The organism is Nocardia sp. NPDC051030 (assembly GCF_040683015.1).
Classification (GTDB): Bacteria; Actinomycetota; Actinomycetes; order Mycobacteriales; family Mycobacteriaceae; genus Nocardia.
On record NZ_JBFBCD010000008.1, the window covers coordinates 184,506 to 198,639 of the forward strand.

Genomic DNA, 14,134 nt, shown 5'->3' on the forward strand with positions numbered 1-14,134 from the left:
CACCACCGGTGAACAACGCCCCGCACGCCCTGCGCCCGAACGTCGACATGCCCGAGGCTCGAATTACCGGAGGGCGCAGGGCGCTACGACGGATAGCGTCCGCGGCGGCCGGGGTGGCGTTGGTGGCGGCCGCGGCCGGGCCCGCCGTCGCGGCACCGAGTCCGCTGCCTGCCAAGACCGCCGGGTGCATGACGGCGGCGGATGGGCAGGCGAACGGGAAGCAGTGGCCCGCGGAACCGGGGATGTTCATCGATACCAATGCCGGTTACTCCGCGACGCTGGACACCAATTGCGGGTCCATCGGGCTCTCGCTCGACGCCGCCAAGGCACCGCACACCGTGAACTCGTTCGTGTTCCTGTCCGGCGAACAGTATTTCGACCACACGCGCTGCCACCGGATCACCACCGAGGGCATCTACGTATTGCAGTGCGGCGATCCGACCGGCACCGGCACCGGCGGGCCCGGCTATAAGTTCGCCGATGAGAACCTCAGCGGCGCAACCTATCCGGCCGGCACCCTGGCCATGGCGAATGCCGGTCCGAATACCAATGGCAGCCAGTTCTTCCTGGTCTACGCCGCCAGCCAGCTGCCGCCGAACTACACCCCGTTCGGCAAGGTCACCAGCGGAATGAGCGTGCTGAGCAATATCGCCGCCGGAGGCACCAAGGACGGCTCCGGCGACGGCGCACCCGCCACCGACATCATTCTCAGCTCGGTCTCGGCCGCTCAGGGCTGATCCCGCATCGCACGCCGCACGCGGCCGAGACACCCTGCCCGGGCATCTCGGCCGCGGCGGACGCCGGTCATCGCCCACGAGAGCGATGGCTCCGGCGATCAGCGGGTGCGCGAGCATCTTCAGCGTGATCCACGTCACCGGAGCATGCAGCCCGCCGGAGCTTCAGCAAACACTTGGCACCCTGCTCGGAGCAGGATTCCGGCCTCCCGCGGCATGCCCTCACTCGGCCCCCACGGCACCCCGCCCGCCGTAACAGGCCACTGATCAGCGAGCGATGCCTTATCGATGACCACAATCGATCGACAACCTCTGGAGGCGAAAATGAACCCGATCACCCGCCGAGTCACCCGCCTCGCCGCGACCGCCGCCGCATCCGGCGCGATCATCGCGGCAGGCACCGGTATCGCCAGCGCCGACGAGTGGCCCGTCCAGGACCCCAATAGCGCCGTCTACGTGTTCGAAGCGCACTTCCTCACCCCGACCGACCCGGCCTACTGGAATCCGCTCGACACGAGCTCGCGCCTCACCTCGCCGTTCGGCAACAGCACCCGCGTCGTCTGCACCGGCTTCCACGGCGTGGCCCTGTCCTGCTACCAGGCCGACCTGGACGGCAACCCGCACAAGCTCACCGCCCTGCCGTTCAACTTCCCGTCCTTCACCGGCTCCTCCGCCCCCGGTGGCGGCGCGAGCAACTGGGTGTACCCGGGCTACCTGCCCGGCATCGGCTGATCGGCCGCGGAAACAGGCAGTACCGCAACCTCTTCCGAGCATGCGAAAGGGGCGCGCTTCCCGAAGGAAGCGCGCCCCTTTGCGTTCTTGCGAGAGGAGCAGTCCGGCTTACAGGTACTGGCCGGTGTTCGACTCGGTGTCGATGGCGCGGCTGGCGCTGGCATTCTTGCCGGTGACCAGCGTGCGGATGTACACGATCCGCTCGCCCTTCTTACCCGAGATGCGAGCCCAGTCATCGGGATTCGTGGTGTTGGGCAGGTCCTCGTTCTCGGAGAACTCGTCCACGATCGAATCGTAGAGATGCTGGATGCGCAGGCCCGGGGTGCCGGTTTCCAGGACGGACTTGATGGCGTACTTCTTGGCCCGGTCCACGATGTTCTGGATCATGGCGCCGGAGTTGAAGTCCTTGAAGTACAGGACTTCCTTGTCACCATTGGCGTAGGTGACCTCCAGGAAGCGGTTGTCCTCGCTCTCGGCGTACATGCGCTCGACCACGCGCTCGATGGTGGCCTGTACGCACTTGGCGCGGTCACCGTCGAACTCGGCGACGTCCTCGGCGTGCAGCGGCAGCGTCTCCTGCAAGTACTTGGAGAAGATGTCCTGTGCCGCTTCGGCATCCGGGCGCTCGATCTTGATCTTCACGTCCAGGCGGCCGGGCCGCAGGATGGCCGGGTCGATCATGTCCTCGCGGTTGGAGGCGCCGATGACGATCACGTTCTCGAGGCCCTCGACGCCGTCGATCTCCGACAGCAGCTGGGGCACGACCGTGGTCTCCACATCGGACGACACGCCCGAACCGCGGGTACGGAAGATCGAGTCCATCTCATCGAAGAACACGATCACCGGAGTGCCCTCGGACGCCTTCTCACGAGCCCGCTGGAAGATGATCCGAATGTGGCGCTCGGTCTCGCCCACGAACTTGTTGAGCAGCTCGGGACCCTTGATGTTCAGGAAGAACGACTTGGCTTCCTTGGCATCCTCACCACGCGCCTCGGCGATCTTCTTCGCGAGGGAGTTGGCGACAGCCTTGGCGATCAGCGTCTTACCGCAACCGGGAGGGCCATAGAGCAGCACGCCCTTGGGCGGCCGCAGCGCGTACTCGCGGAACAGATCCTTGTGCAGGAACGGCAGTTCCACCGCATCGCGAATCTGCTCGATCTGGCGAGTCAGGCCGCCGATGTCCTCGTAGTCGACATCGGGCACTTCCTCGAGCACGAGATCCTCGACCTCGGCCTTGGGAACCCGCTCGAAGGCGAAGCCCGCCTTGGTGTCGACCAGAAGCGAATCGCCCGGCCGCAGTTTACGAATCGGCCGATCCGGATCTTCCAGATCGTCGACATCGACGAGGTTGGCCAGTGGGCCGGCCAGCCAGACCACGCGCTCTTCGTCGGCATGGCCGACCACCAGAGCACGACGTCCATCGTCGAGAATCTCTCGCAGCGTTCCGATTTCGCCGATCTGATCGAACAGACCCGCCTCGACCACGGTCAGCGCTTCATTGAGTCGCACTGTCTGGCCGTAGGTGAGGGTGGTCGTATCGATATTCGGCGAGCACGTCAGCCGCATCTTGCGTCCTGAGGTGAACACGTCAACCGTCTGATCCTCGTACACGCCGATCAGGACGCCGTAGCCGCTCGGTGGCTGACCGAGACGGTCCACTTCCTCACGGAGCGCGACAAGTTGCTGCCGAGCTTCCTTGAGCGTGTCCATCAACTTGGTGTTGCGAATTGTCAGCGAATCAACGCGCGCTTCCAATTCCCGTGAGCGATCCGGCGAGTCGGCGAGTTGCCTCCGGAGTGCAGCCGCCTCGGCACGTACCGCCTCGAGTTCCCTCCAGGCTGCCGAATCCGAATGTTCTATGGGGCTCATGATGCTGCTCCTCCCAATCCCGGTCTATCAACGCTACCGGGCGATAACCGTTCTCGCTTTCCGACATGGTTTCGTCGTGATCACATCTAGGCTGCGGCTCACTAGCCAGTCGGACATGTTAGCCTGCCCTAACCTATTACCGGCGAGTTAACTCTCGCCAGAGCCGAAAGGGTGCCGTTGATGCTCCTTCCCACCAGTCGTGTTCCTGGTATGCGCAACGTCACGCGGACGCTTCGTGTTTCCGTGGCTATCGCCGCGGCGGCACTTGCCGTAACCGCCACTCTGGCGGGCTGCGGCTCCGACGACAAGACTTCCACGGATTCCAAGGCGAGCAGCACGGTGAGTTCCAGCGCCGCCGCGGCCGCTCCCGCACCCTCCGCGGAAGCCCTCCAGGCACTCCTGACCACCTTCGCCGATCCGGCGAAACCCGCTGCTGACAAGGCAAAATTGGTGGTCGGCGGGGATAAGCGGCTGACCAATATCGAGACCATGAACCAGGGCCTGGCCAACTACCAGGTCAGCTTCGCCGTAGGCGAAATCAAGACCGACGGAAACAAGGCCGATGCCAAGGTTTCGGTCACCTCCCCGCATGGCACCATGCCCGATGTCCCGATGAGCTTCACCTACGCCGATGGTGCGTGGAAGCTCTCCGACGCCGGGGCGTGCACCATCCTCGGCATGGCGCGCGCCAACTGCCAGCCGTAATCCCGCACCACTTTTCACCCCGCTCTCACGAAAGGCTCGACCGTTCATGCTCGCTCGCACCATTCGCCTCTCCCTGACCGCTCTCGGCGCGGCCGCCCTGCTCAGCTCGGGGGCCGGTTGGGCCGCCGCCGCGCCCGCGCCGTCGGAGAGCGAGTTGCAGTCGACGCTGGATCGCTTCACCGATCCGAGCGTGCCGACCGCGGACAAGGAGAAGCTCATGGTCGGCGGCGACCGCCGGGAGAGCAATATCGACAAGATGAATCAGGGGCTGGCCAACTACGGCAAGATCGGGTTCAACGTGTCGGGCGTGTCGGCGAGCGGAGACACCGCGAACGCGTCCGTGGCGATCGTGTCGCCGCATGGCACCGTCCCCGGCATTCCGATGGCCTGGCAGCACACCGATGCGGGCTGGCAGATCTCCGAGAACACCGCGTGCACCATCCTCTCCATGGGCAAGGCGCCCTGCTAGGTCCCGACTCCCGAGACCGGATCCTGCGGCGAGAGTGAGGGTTTCGATGCGGCACGCGACCACGTCCGACGGCGTGCGGATCGCCTACCAGATCGAAGGGCAGGGACCGCCGCTCGTGCTGCTGTCCGGCCAGGCGAACGATCATCACTGGTGGGACGGAGTGCGCAACGACTTCCACAGCGCGCACAGCACCCTCACTCTCGACTACCGCGGTACGGGCGAGAGCGACAAACCCGATCAGCCTTACAGCACGGCGGGATTCGCGCAGGATGTGATCGCGGTGCTGGATGAACTCGGTATCGACCGTGCCGATATCTATGGCACCTCCATGGGCGGGCGCGTGGCGCAACACCTCGCGGCCCGCTATCCGGACCGGGTGGGCGCTCTCGTGCTCGGCTGCACCTCGCCCGGGGGCACGCATGGCATCGAACGCGACAACGAGGTGCGTAAGTCACTGGCCCAGCCGCAACCAGCGGCGCGGCAGGCGCTACTGGAGTTGATGTACACCCCGGCCTGGCTGGCGACCCACCAGGGCCCGTACAACACCCTCGGCGACCCGGACATGCCCGCTTACGCCAAGCGCCGGCATCTGGCCGCGAGCAATCAGCACGACGCGTGGGACATCCTGCCCGATATCGCCGCGCCCACGCTCGTCCTGCACGGCACCGACGATCGCTTCAATCCCGCCGCCAATGCGCCGCTGCTCGCACAGCGCATCCCCTTCGCCTCCATGCATCTGATTCCCGGCGCGCGGCATGCCTATTTCGAGGAGTTCCGCGCCATTGCGAGCCCGCTGGCCCTCGACTTTCTCGCTACGGCGCGCCAGCGCTGACTTGACAACGGCACCGGAAATCACTGGGCCCATGGCGGTTCGAGCGAGCCGCCGCGTGCCGGAGCCCGATCCGTCAGCGCAGCCGCCGGGCGACTTCCCCGAGTCCGTCCGCGATCACACGCTGTTGTTCGGGGGTGAGCACATCGATGAGGACGCGGCGGACGATGTCCACGTGGCCGGGCGCGATCTGCTCGAGTCGCTTGCGGCCCGCGTCGGTGAGGATGGCGATCACGCCGCGTACGTCGTCCGGAACCGCTTCCCGCCGAACGAGATCCGACTTCTCCAATTGGGTGATCTGGTAGCTCAGGCCGCTTTTCGAGGTGAAGAGCGCGTCCGCCAGTTCGGTCATGCGCACCCGGCCCTGCGGGGCCGCCGCCAGGCGCACCAGCACCTCGTACTGGGCGTGCGATAGGCCCTCCCGCTTGAGCTGCTGCTCGACCTCGCGCCCGACCAGCGCCCCGGCCGCCAGGAATCCCTGCCAGGTCGCCATTTCGCGCCGGTTCAGCCATTTCGCATCAGCCACCCCCGCACCCTACCCGGGTTGTTCAAATTTGAACAACAAGCTACGCTCGTTTCGGGTTCAAATTTGAACAACCCGATCGGAGGAACCCGATGACCGGATCCATGCCGGTGCTCTATCTCTCGCACGGCGCGCCGCCGCTGGCCGACCACCCCCGCTGGCCCGGCGAACTCGCCGCGTGGTCGCGGGAATTGCCCCGGCCGACAGCGATTCTGATGATCTCCGCACACTGGGAGGCCGCACCCATCGCCTTCGGCGCGACCACGACCGTCCCGCTGACCTACGACTTCGGTGGCTTCCCCGAGCGGTACTACCAGGTTCGATATGCCGCGCCCGGCGCGCCGGAACTCGCGGACAAGGTTCGCAAGCTGCTCGGACCGAACGTGGCCGAGGACCCGGCTCGCGGACTGGACCACGGCGCTTACGTGCCCTTGAAGGAGATGTACCCGGACGCCGACGTGCCGGTGCTGCAACTGTCCATGCCGACCCTCGACCCGCGCGCACTCATGGATATCGGCCGCAAGCTCGCCCCACTGCGCGAGGAGGGCGTCCTGATCGTCGGAAGCGGCTTCTTCACCCACAACCTGCGCGCCATCACCCCCGATGACGAGCACGTCCACGGCTTCATGACCGAATTCGACCACTGGGGTCGCGAGGCCCTGGCCGGGCTCGATCTGGATGCCCTCCTCGACTTCGAGAACAAGGCTCCGGCAGCACATCTCGCGCATCCGCGCACCGAGCACTTCGCTCCCCTGTTCGTCACGCTCGGCGCGGGCGAAGCCGACCTGGCGAACCAGCGCACGGTCATCGACGGCTACTGGCTGGGCCTGTCCCGCCGCTCCCTCCAACTCGGCTGACCGCCCTCTCTGTCCACTCCCCCACCCGAATTGGCTGACCGCGCCATCGAATCGGCCGACGCACCCCACCGAAAGGCTTCCCATGACCACCACCGTCACAGCTCCCGCACCCCGTCTCGATGCGCCCGCGTCCACGCTGACCTCCGATCTCGGCTTGCTGGTGCTGCGGATGGCCGTCGGCCTCACCATGGCCGCGCACGGGGCCCAGAAACTCTTCGGCTGGTTCAGCGGCGGCGGATTGGACGGCACCGCCGCCTTCTTCACCATGAGCGGCTACCCGGCGGGCAAGACCATGGCTGTGATCGCCGGGCTCACCGAAACCCTGGGCGGCCTGGCCCTGACCGTCGGCCTACTCACCCCTCTCGCCGCCGCAGCCCTGGTCGGCACCCTCCTGAACGCCCTGGCCGTGAAGTGGGGCCACGGCTTCTTCGCCCCCAAGGGCGTCGAATACGAACTCCTCCTGACCTTCGCGTCCGCCACCCTGGCCCTCACCGGCCCCGGCCGCCTGGCCGCCGACCGCTTCATCCCCGCCCTGCGCACCCACCGCCTGACCTACGCCCTCGCCGCCCTCGCCCTGGCCCTCATCTCCGCAGCCCTGGTCCTGCTCATCCGCAACTGACCCGCGCCCGCCGAGTGCCCAATGGCGCAAGCGATTCCCGGTGTGTCGCGGTTGATGGTGGGGCTGGGCCCGCCGAAGCCGCGCGGTGAGGGAGCGCTGGTGCAGGGATCTGTCGGCGCGTCACCTGCATCAAGGCACACTCGCGGTTGACGGACGCAGCGCGAGAAGCGGCGAACCCCTGCCACATGGGTGGCAGGGGTTCGCTGTATTCGGAAGGGGCGCATATGGTTTGCGCCGTCGGTGGGTCAGCCCTTGCCGGAGCGGCGCTGGGGCTTGGGGGCCGTGACGCCCTCGGCGAGGCGGCGGGCGCTCACCAGGAAGGCGGTGTGGCCCTGCATGCGGTGCTCGGGGCGGACGGCCAGGCCGACCACGTGCCAGGGGCGGACCATGGATTCCCAGGCGTGGGGTTCGGTCCAGCATTCCTGGCGGCGGAGGTGTTCGACTACCTCGGAGAGCTGGGTGGTGGTGGCCACGTAGACCAGCAGGACGCCGCCGGGGACGAGCGCCTTGGAGATGGCTTCCAGGGCGTCCCACGGCTTGAGCATGTCGAGGACCGCGCGGTCGACCTGTTCGCCGGTGTAGTCCGCGACATCACCGAGGGTGAGTTCCCAGTTGTCGGGGCGTTCGCCGAAGAAGCGCTCGACATTGCGGACGGCGTGCTCGGCGTGGTCTTCGCGGATCTCCCAGGAGATGACCTTGCCCTCGGGGCCGACCGCGCGCAGCAGCGAGCAGGTCAGCGCGCCGGAGCCGGCACCGGCCTCCAGGACACGCGCGCCGGGGAACATGTCGCCCTCGTGCACGATCTGGGCGGCGTCCTTGGGGTAGATGACCGCGGCGCCGCGCGGCATGGACAGCACGTAGTCGGTCAGCAGGGGGCGCAGCGCCAGGTACGTGGTGTTCTTGGCGGAGGTCACCACGCAGCCCTCATCCGCGCCGATGAGGTCGTCGTGCTTGATGTGCCCGGCGTGGGTGTGGAACTCCTTGCCCTCCTCCAGGATCACCGTGAACTTCCGGCCCTTGGCATCGGTCAGCTGTACCCGGTCACCGATCTGGAAAGGCCCGGTCCGTCTGGCCGTCATGAATCTCCGTTCCTGCGCTGTTTGCTGCGACTGTGCTGTCTGGATGTCATTCACACCTTGTCGGTGCCGGGGTTTAGCCTGCCAGGTATGTCGGTTCCCGCGATCACTACCCCGGACTCCGAGGGTGAGGCGCCGCGCAGACCGGCCCTCTCCCCTTCGCGGGCAATAGATTTCAAACAGTGCCCCCTCAAGTACCGGCTGCGCGCCATCGACAAGATCCCCGAAGCCCCCTCCCGCGCGGCCGTCCGCGGCACCCTCGTACACGCCATACTCGAGGCCCTGTTCGGCTTGCCCGCCCCTGAGCGAGATCTCGATCACGCGGCCGGTCTGATCCAACCGGCCTGGCAGCGCCTCCTCGAGCGCCGCCCCGAAACCGCCGACTTGATAGCCGAGGATGAGCTGGGCGGCTTCCTCGCCGAGGCGCACGACCTCGTTCGTGTCTACTTCCAACTCGAGGACCCCACCGGTTTCGATCCCGAATCCTGCGAGGCCTTCATCGAGGCCGAACTCCCCGACGGCACTCCCCTGCGCGGCTTCGTGGACCGCATAGACCGCACTCCCGTCGGCGCACTGCACGTCATCGACTACAAGACCGGCCGAGCACCAGGCGTCGACCACGAAACCCGAGCCCTCTTCCAACTAAAGTTCTACGCCTTGGTCCTCATGCGCACCCTAGGCACGGCCCCCGCCGAACTCCGCCTCATGTACCTCACCGACGGCCAAACCCTCACCTACGAACCGGACGCCGAAGAATTGCTCCGCTTCGAACGCATCGTCTCCGCCCTCTGGCAAGCCATCACCACCGCCACCCAAACCGGCGACTTCCCACCCAGCCGCAGCTGGATGTGCCAGTACTGCGAATTCAAGCCCCTCTGCCCCGAATTCGGCGGCACCCCACCGCCTTACCCCACAGTGACCCCCATCCCGGGAACGACCGACCTGTAGCCCATCCGAGTGCGTCACGCGCCCCCGGATCATCTCGCTCAGCGGTCACAAATCGCCGAGGGAGCTGTGGTGGTGGGGAATTCGGACAAATTCCACCACCAGTGCTCCCTCACGGTGCACGAAAGCCCGGCCCTTGGGGGGCCGGGCTTCGTGGGTGGGGTTGGGAGAGAACCGAACTCAGAAGGCGCGGCAGGAGCGGATGTCGGTGGCGAGGATCGCCTTGGCACCCAAGTCCGCGAGCTTGTCCATGAGTTCGTTGCCGCTGCTGCGCGGGACCAGGGCGCGGACGGCGACCCAGTCCGGGTCGGTGAGCGGGGAGACCGTGGGGGACTCCAGGCCCGGGGTGATTTCGACCGCGGCGTCCAGGAGGGACTTGGGGCAGTCGTAGTCGAGCATCAGGTACTGCTGGGCGAAGACGACGCCCTGGATGCGGGCCACCAGTTGGTTGCGGGCCTTGTTCTGCTGGTCCGCACCCTTGGCCTCGATGAGGACGCCTTCCGAGTCGCACAGCGAATCGCCGAAGGCGACCAGGTTGTGCTGGCGCAGGGTGCGGCCGGAGCCGACGACGTCGGCGATGGCGTCGGCCACGCCCAGCTGGATGGAGATCTCGACCGCGCCGTCGAGGCGGATGACCTCGGCCTCGATGCCGTGGGCGGCCAGGTCCGACAACACCAGGTTGGGGTAGGAGGTGGCGATGCGCTTGTCGTAAAGGTCCTCGATCTTCCATTCGCGGCCCGCGGGGGCGGCGTAACGGAAGGAGGAGCGGCCGAAGCCGAGCGAGAGGCGTTCCTGCACGGACGCACCGGAATCCAGCGCGAGGTCGCGGCCGGTGATGCCGAGATCCAGCTCGCCGGACCCGACGTAGATGGCAATGTCCTTGGGGCGCAGGAAGAAGAACTCGACCTGGTTGGCATTGTCGAGGACGCTCAGATCACGGGCGTCCTTGCGGCCGCGGTAACCGGCCTCGGCGAGGATGGCGACGGCGGATTCGGAGAGTGAGCCCTTATTGGGGACGGCGACGCGAAGCATAGGGATGTCCTTTCCGGATGGTGGGGGGACGTGACGACATGGGCCTTGTGGAGGTCGGCCGTACCGCGTGTACGGCGAATCGGCGCTTCACAGATGTCGGTAAACGTCCTCGAGCCGCAAGCCGCGGCCCACCATCAGCACCTGCACCCAATACAACAGCTGGGAGATCTCCTCAGCCAGGGATTCGTCGCTCTCATGCTCGGCGGCCAGCCATACCTCACCGGCCTCCTCGAGTACCTTCTTGCCCTGCGCATGCACACCGGCGTCCAGAGCGGCGACGGTTCCGGACCCCTCGGGGCGGTTGACAGCACGATCCTGTAGCTCGGTGAACAGGGCTTCGAAAGATTTCACAGGGAGTCATTGTCGCAGACCCGCGCACACCTCCCGCAATACGCCCGGTCTGTGCGGTGCGCGCCGCACCAACCGGGCGTCCCCGGATCCGGCGCTACGCCAGTGCGAAGCGCAGAAGCGCCTGCATATCACCCTGTTTGATCTTGCCCTTGCGGTCGAGCACCTCGAGCTTCCACACCTGCCCGTCGCGGAAGGCGCGCGCGATGGCATTGGCGTTCTCCGCGCCGAGCAGCGACGGCCAGACGTCGGCCACCTGCTGGGTGCTGCCGCCGCTGGCGTCGTAGATCTTGAACGACACGTTATTGGCCTTCTCGAAGGAGGTGCCCTTCTTGAACGCGGCCGCCACGAACACGATCGAGGTGATCGGCGTCGGCACATTGGCGAAGGTGACGTGCACGGTCTCATCGTCGCCCGAGGCCGCGCCGGTCTGCTCGTCACCGGTGTGCAGCACCGAGCCATTGCCGAGCGGGTCGAGGGAATCCAGGCCCGCGAACCGCACCGGTTCGGCGCCCTGCATGAGAATGGCTATCAGGTCCAGATCGACACCCTTCTTGCGGCGTGCGATGCCGAGCAGTCCACCACTGGTACCGGCCGAGGGATCCCAGCTCACTCCAACGCTCATCTTGGAGATGCCGCCGAGATCCGCTGCGCCGTCTTCTTTCCGAAGCGTAATCACGGTTTCACCCTACCGACGATTACGGAACGTGGTGGCGCGCAGCGGCATCCCGGCATGATCTACCTCACTCTTGCAGCAGCTCCGTCAACTCCGCGACCGCATCCCGCAGGTGCCCGGCGAAGTCGTGCATTTGCTGTGCAACCGATCTCGGAGTGGCCAGGTAGAGGTTCCAGCGATCCGGCAGCAACACATAGGCGATGCCGATGCACGTGGGGCTGGTGGACCCGAATCCGAAGAACTGAATATTGACCGACGGCGCCGAGCTGGTGCTGAGATAGTCGTCACGCGCGATGCGCCAGCCGGGGCTGTCGTAGAACGCCATAGGCGCTGTCGCACCGAGCTTCTCACCGCGGCGACGCTGGATGAGTTGCAGCTCCCACAGGTGTTGTTCGGGCGCTTCACCACGCTGACATTCCTGCGCCCGGCGCACATGCGCATCGGCGGCGGTCCGCATGGCGGCCCGTTTGCGCCCGGTATCGGCGGCCGGATCCTGCATGACCGCAATGAATTCCAGCACCTCGGGCGTGACCACCCGCATGGCCTCGGTGCGGCCATTGCGGAATTGCCGGGTGGCGATGGATTCGTAGGTGGCCCCGATCATTCCCTTGCTGCGCTGGTGGGCCAGCTGATAGCTCATCTGCGCGAGTGAGTCCGGCGAGATGCGCAGGGCCTTGGCCCGCCTGGTGCCGAAGTCGAAGGACACCGTGGTGGTGGCGGCGTCGGCCGCGAATTGCGCGAATGCCGCTGCGGCGGAGGCGATCACGGCCTTCTGCTCACCGTCGAGGACGAATTCGATCGCTTCGTTGGCGGGCAGGCCCTGCGGTTGCGCGCCCGCCTGCGCGGCATGTTCGGCCACCGGGGTTTCCAGCAGCGTGTCCACGAACGACAGGATGGTGGTGCCGTCGAGCCCGCAATGCTCGACATTGATCCCGGCCTGCCCGTCCGCGAAGACGATGAACGACACCGCCTTGTCGAACCAGCGATTGCCGCTGTCGCCGTGCAGCAGTTGATCGCAGGCGTGCAGGGTGTCGCGCGGCGCGAAATCCTCCAGGCAGACGCAGAACAGCGCGGTCTCGATGGTCTCGAAGGCGGCGGCATTGGCGGGCAGCAGGCCCGCGCGCACGGGCGCCCAGTCGACGCGGGCCAGGGTGGTGAGATGCCCGGCCGAGGTATTGGTGGGAGCGCGGCGAGCCCCGGCCTTCATGACCGAATGCAATCCGGCGGCGAGATCCTCGGGCGTATAGGGAACGCCATTCGGGCCGATGGCGTCCATGCGGAACATATTGCCGCGGTAGAACACCACAATGTGCCGCGCCTGCGACGGTCCGGGCCAGTCATCGCTGTAGGGCACCCGCACCGTGTCCTGCGGATCGCCCGGAATGCGAGTTTCCGAGAACAGGAACTTGTTCTGCGCCATATTGAGCCGCGTCCCGCGCTGAGTGGCGGGCGGGATCTCCTCGGCGTCCAGGCGCAGCTTGTAATTCACCGCGGCGGTGATCAATGCCGTCGCGCGCTCACTCTGCGTGGCCGCGGTGGAGGCCGCCAGCACCGTGTCATCGCGGAACAGGAAGAAGAAGTTCGCATTCAAGGCGATTCGGTCCCGGCGGCCCAGATACCGCGACGGCCAGAATTCGTCCAGCCAGCTGCCGACGCCCGGGGTGGCGTCGAAGCGTTGCAGGTCCTCGTGCAGGGTGCGGGCCGGGCTGTCGGGGCGCAGCAGATCCGCGACGGTCGCGGCGGTGGCGGCGTACTCGTCGGTGGTCAATAGCGGCGCGCTCCAGTGCAGGAACCGGGTGCAGCTCTCCTCCAGGGTGGGCAGCGGCACTCTCGGCAGCTGCTCGTCGTAGGCGAAGGTCCGTTCGCTCAATGCGTGTCCTGTTCGATGGATAGGTTCAGGGGCGGTCGGGACAGGTAGAGCTGGGCGTAGAGCCAGCCGTCGGATTCGTGTCCGGCGGTGTCGATCCCATTGGCTCGCAGGGTATTCAATACGCCCGACTGTTCGTCCGCCGAGGCGAAACGCCGCTGCTTGAACACGCCGGGGGCGCGTTCGGTGCGATAGCCGAGCGTGGCGAGCTGAGCCTGGATGGGATCGAAGGAGAACATGCGCAGCACGAAATGCGCCATCCACGGCAGCTTCCCACCATGCGCCCGCGCGACGCGCAGCAGGGTCCTATCGGTGACATAGCCGACGCAGCCGGTGGAGATCACCAGGTCGGCGCTCGCCAGCACGCGGCGCTGCGCCTCGGTGGGTTCGGCGTTCTCCAGATCGGCGTGCACGCTGTCGTGCAGGAATCCGGCGGCGCGGCCGTAATCCAGGGCGGGGGCGGAGGAATCCATGCCGATGAAGCGCACGCCGGGCAGTTCGTCGTGCTCGGCGAGGAGAGCCCGATCGCGGGCGATCAATTCGGGCGTTTCGTGAGTGCCGTAGTTCGCGGACAGTTCCTTCATGCTGACGTCCAGCCGCATGAGGGCGGCATTCACACCGTAGGAGCAGCCGATATCCAGGATGGTGGGCGCGGCGATGCCGGTGGCGGCGCGATGGTCGGCAATGAGTTGCAGGAAGTGTGGTTTCGCCAGTTCCGGTATCAAATAGTCCAATTCGGACATGCGGGCGTAGTACTCGGTCGGATCGGGCCGGGTGTAGATATCGTCGAACGAGGCCTTCCCGGTGGTGTCCAGAACGGTGTCATTGGATGAGGCTGGCGGCACGCTGGTCC

General features: G+C 66.5%; 16 protein-coding genes. 8 read left to right on the forward strand and 8 right to left on the reverse strand.

Features of this window, described 5'->3' with window-relative positions; genetic code table 11:
• Positions 1–8 precede the first annotated feature (8 nt).
• Positions 9–737: a peptidylprolyl isomerase gene (locus AB0N05_RS26405; protein ID WP_364698540.1), complete on the forward strand. Its 729-nt coding sequence runs from the start codon at positions 9–11 to the stop codon at positions 735–737.
• Positions 738–1,058: 321 nt separating this feature from the next.
• Positions 1,059–1,466 carry a hypothetical protein gene (locus AB0N05_RS26410; RefSeq protein ID WP_364698541.1) on the forward strand — a complete coding sequence of 136 codons (408 nt, stop codon included), beginning with the start codon at positions 1,059–1,061 and terminating at the stop codon, positions 1,464–1,466.
• Between the two features lie 108 nt (positions 1,467–1,574).
• On the opposite strand, the gene arc is transcribed toward AB0N05_RS26410, so the two are convergent.
• Positions 1,575–3,335 carry a proteasome ATPase gene (gene arc / locus AB0N05_RS26415; protein WP_364698542.1) on the reverse strand — a complete coding sequence of 587 codons (1,761 nt, stop codon included), beginning with the start codon at positions 3,333–3,335 and terminating at the stop codon, positions 1,575–1,577.
• Between the two features lie 243 nt (positions 3,336–3,578).
• Here arc and AB0N05_RS26420 point away from each other — a divergent pair, with 243 nt between their 5' ends.
• The 3 genes from AB0N05_RS26420 to AB0N05_RS26430 are packed head-to-tail and all read left to right on the forward strand — an operon-like array spanning position 3,579 to position 5,341.
• Positions 3,579–4,040, forward strand: coding sequence for a hypothetical protein (locus AB0N05_RS26420; RefSeq protein WP_364698543.1), 462 nt, complete (start codon positions 3,579–3,581; stop codon positions 4,038–4,040).
• 46 nt (positions 4,041–4,086) lie between these two features.
• Positions 4,087–4,509 carry a hypothetical protein gene (locus AB0N05_RS26425; RefSeq protein ID WP_364698544.1) on the forward strand — a complete coding sequence of 141 codons (423 nt, stop codon included), beginning with the start codon at positions 4,087–4,089 and terminating at the stop codon, positions 4,507–4,509.
• A 46-nt stretch (positions 4,510–4,555) separates the two neighbouring features.
• Positions 4,556–5,341 (forward strand): alpha/beta hydrolase, encoded by a 786-nt coding sequence (locus AB0N05_RS26430; protein ID WP_364698545.1) that lies wholly within the window; start codon positions 4,556–4,558, stop codon positions 5,339–5,341.
• A 73-nt stretch (positions 5,342–5,414) separates the two neighbouring features.
• Here the strand turns inward: AB0N05_RS26430 and AB0N05_RS26435 are convergent, their stop codons facing one another.
• Positions 5,415–5,864 carry a MarR family transcriptional regulator gene (locus AB0N05_RS26435; RefSeq protein WP_364698546.1) on the reverse strand — a complete coding sequence of 150 codons (450 nt, stop codon included), beginning with the start codon at positions 5,862–5,864 and terminating at the stop codon, positions 5,415–5,417.
• Positions 5,865–5,953: 89 nt separating this feature from the next.
• Here AB0N05_RS26435 and AB0N05_RS26440 point away from each other — a divergent pair, with 89 nt between their 5' ends.
• Together AB0N05_RS26440 and AB0N05_RS26445 are read left to right on the forward strand one after the other, a co-directional pair.
• Complete coding sequence (locus AB0N05_RS26440) at positions 5,954–6,718, forward strand: class III extradiol ring-cleavage dioxygenase (RefSeq protein ID WP_364698547.1); 765 nt, start codon at positions 5,954–5,956, stop codon at positions 6,716–6,718.
• 82 nt (positions 6,719–6,800) lie between these two features.
• Positions 6,801–7,337 (forward strand): DoxX family protein, encoded by a 537-nt coding sequence (locus AB0N05_RS26445; protein WP_364698548.1) that lies wholly within the window; start codon positions 6,801–6,803, stop codon positions 7,335–7,337.
• Positions 7,338–7,582: 245 nt separating this feature from the next.
• Here AB0N05_RS26445 and AB0N05_RS26450 read toward each other — a convergent pair whose 3' ends face one another.
• Positions 7,583–8,416: a tRNA (adenine-N1)-methyltransferase gene (locus AB0N05_RS26450; protein ID WP_364698549.1), complete on the reverse strand. Its 834-nt coding sequence runs from the start codon at positions 8,414–8,416 to the stop codon at positions 7,583–7,585.
• A gap of 87 nt (positions 8,417–8,503) precedes the next feature.
• Between AB0N05_RS26450 and AB0N05_RS26455 the strand changes: the two genes are divergently transcribed.
• Positions 8,504–9,361: a PD-(D/E)XK nuclease family protein gene (locus AB0N05_RS26455; protein WP_364698550.1), complete on the forward strand. Its 858-nt coding sequence runs from the start codon at positions 8,504–8,506 to the stop codon at positions 9,359–9,361.
• 177 nt (positions 9,362–9,538) lie between these two features.
• Here AB0N05_RS26455 and hisG read toward each other — a convergent pair whose 3' ends face one another.
• The 5 genes from hisG to AB0N05_RS26480 form a co-directional block, all read right to left on the reverse strand.
• Positions 9,539–10,390: an ATP phosphoribosyltransferase gene (hisG, locus tag AB0N05_RS26460; RefSeq protein WP_364698551.1), complete on the reverse strand. Its 852-nt coding sequence runs from the start codon at positions 10,388–10,390 to the stop codon at positions 9,539–9,541.
• 87 nt (positions 10,391–10,477) lie between these two features.
• The gene (locus AB0N05_RS26465; protein ID WP_364698552.1) at positions 10,478–10,741 is read right to left on the reverse strand and encodes a phosphoribosyl-ATP diphosphatase; all 264 of its coding nucleotides are present in this window, start codon (positions 10,739–10,741) and stop codon (positions 10,478–10,480) included.
• A gap of 94 nt (positions 10,742–10,835) precedes the next feature.
• Positions 10,836–11,417 carry a TerD family protein gene (locus AB0N05_RS26470; protein WP_364698553.1) on the reverse strand — a complete coding sequence of 194 codons (582 nt, stop codon included), beginning with the start codon at positions 11,415–11,417 and terminating at the stop codon, positions 10,836–10,838.
• Positions 11,418–11,481: 64 nt separating this feature from the next.
• Positions 11,482–13,284, reverse strand: a complete 1,803-nt coding sequence (locus AB0N05_RS26475) for a choline/carnitine O-acyltransferase (protein ID WP_364698554.1) — start codon at positions 13,282–13,284, stop codon at positions 11,482–11,484.
• On the reverse strand, positions 13,281–14,126 hold the full coding sequence (locus AB0N05_RS26480) for a class I SAM-dependent methyltransferase (RefSeq protein ID WP_364698555.1): 846 nt from the start codon (positions 14,124–14,126) through the stop codon (positions 13,281–13,283). The genes AB0N05_RS26475 and AB0N05_RS26480 overlap by 4 nt, the downstream gene beginning before the upstream one ends.
• Positions 14,127–14,134: the final 8 nt, after the last annotated feature.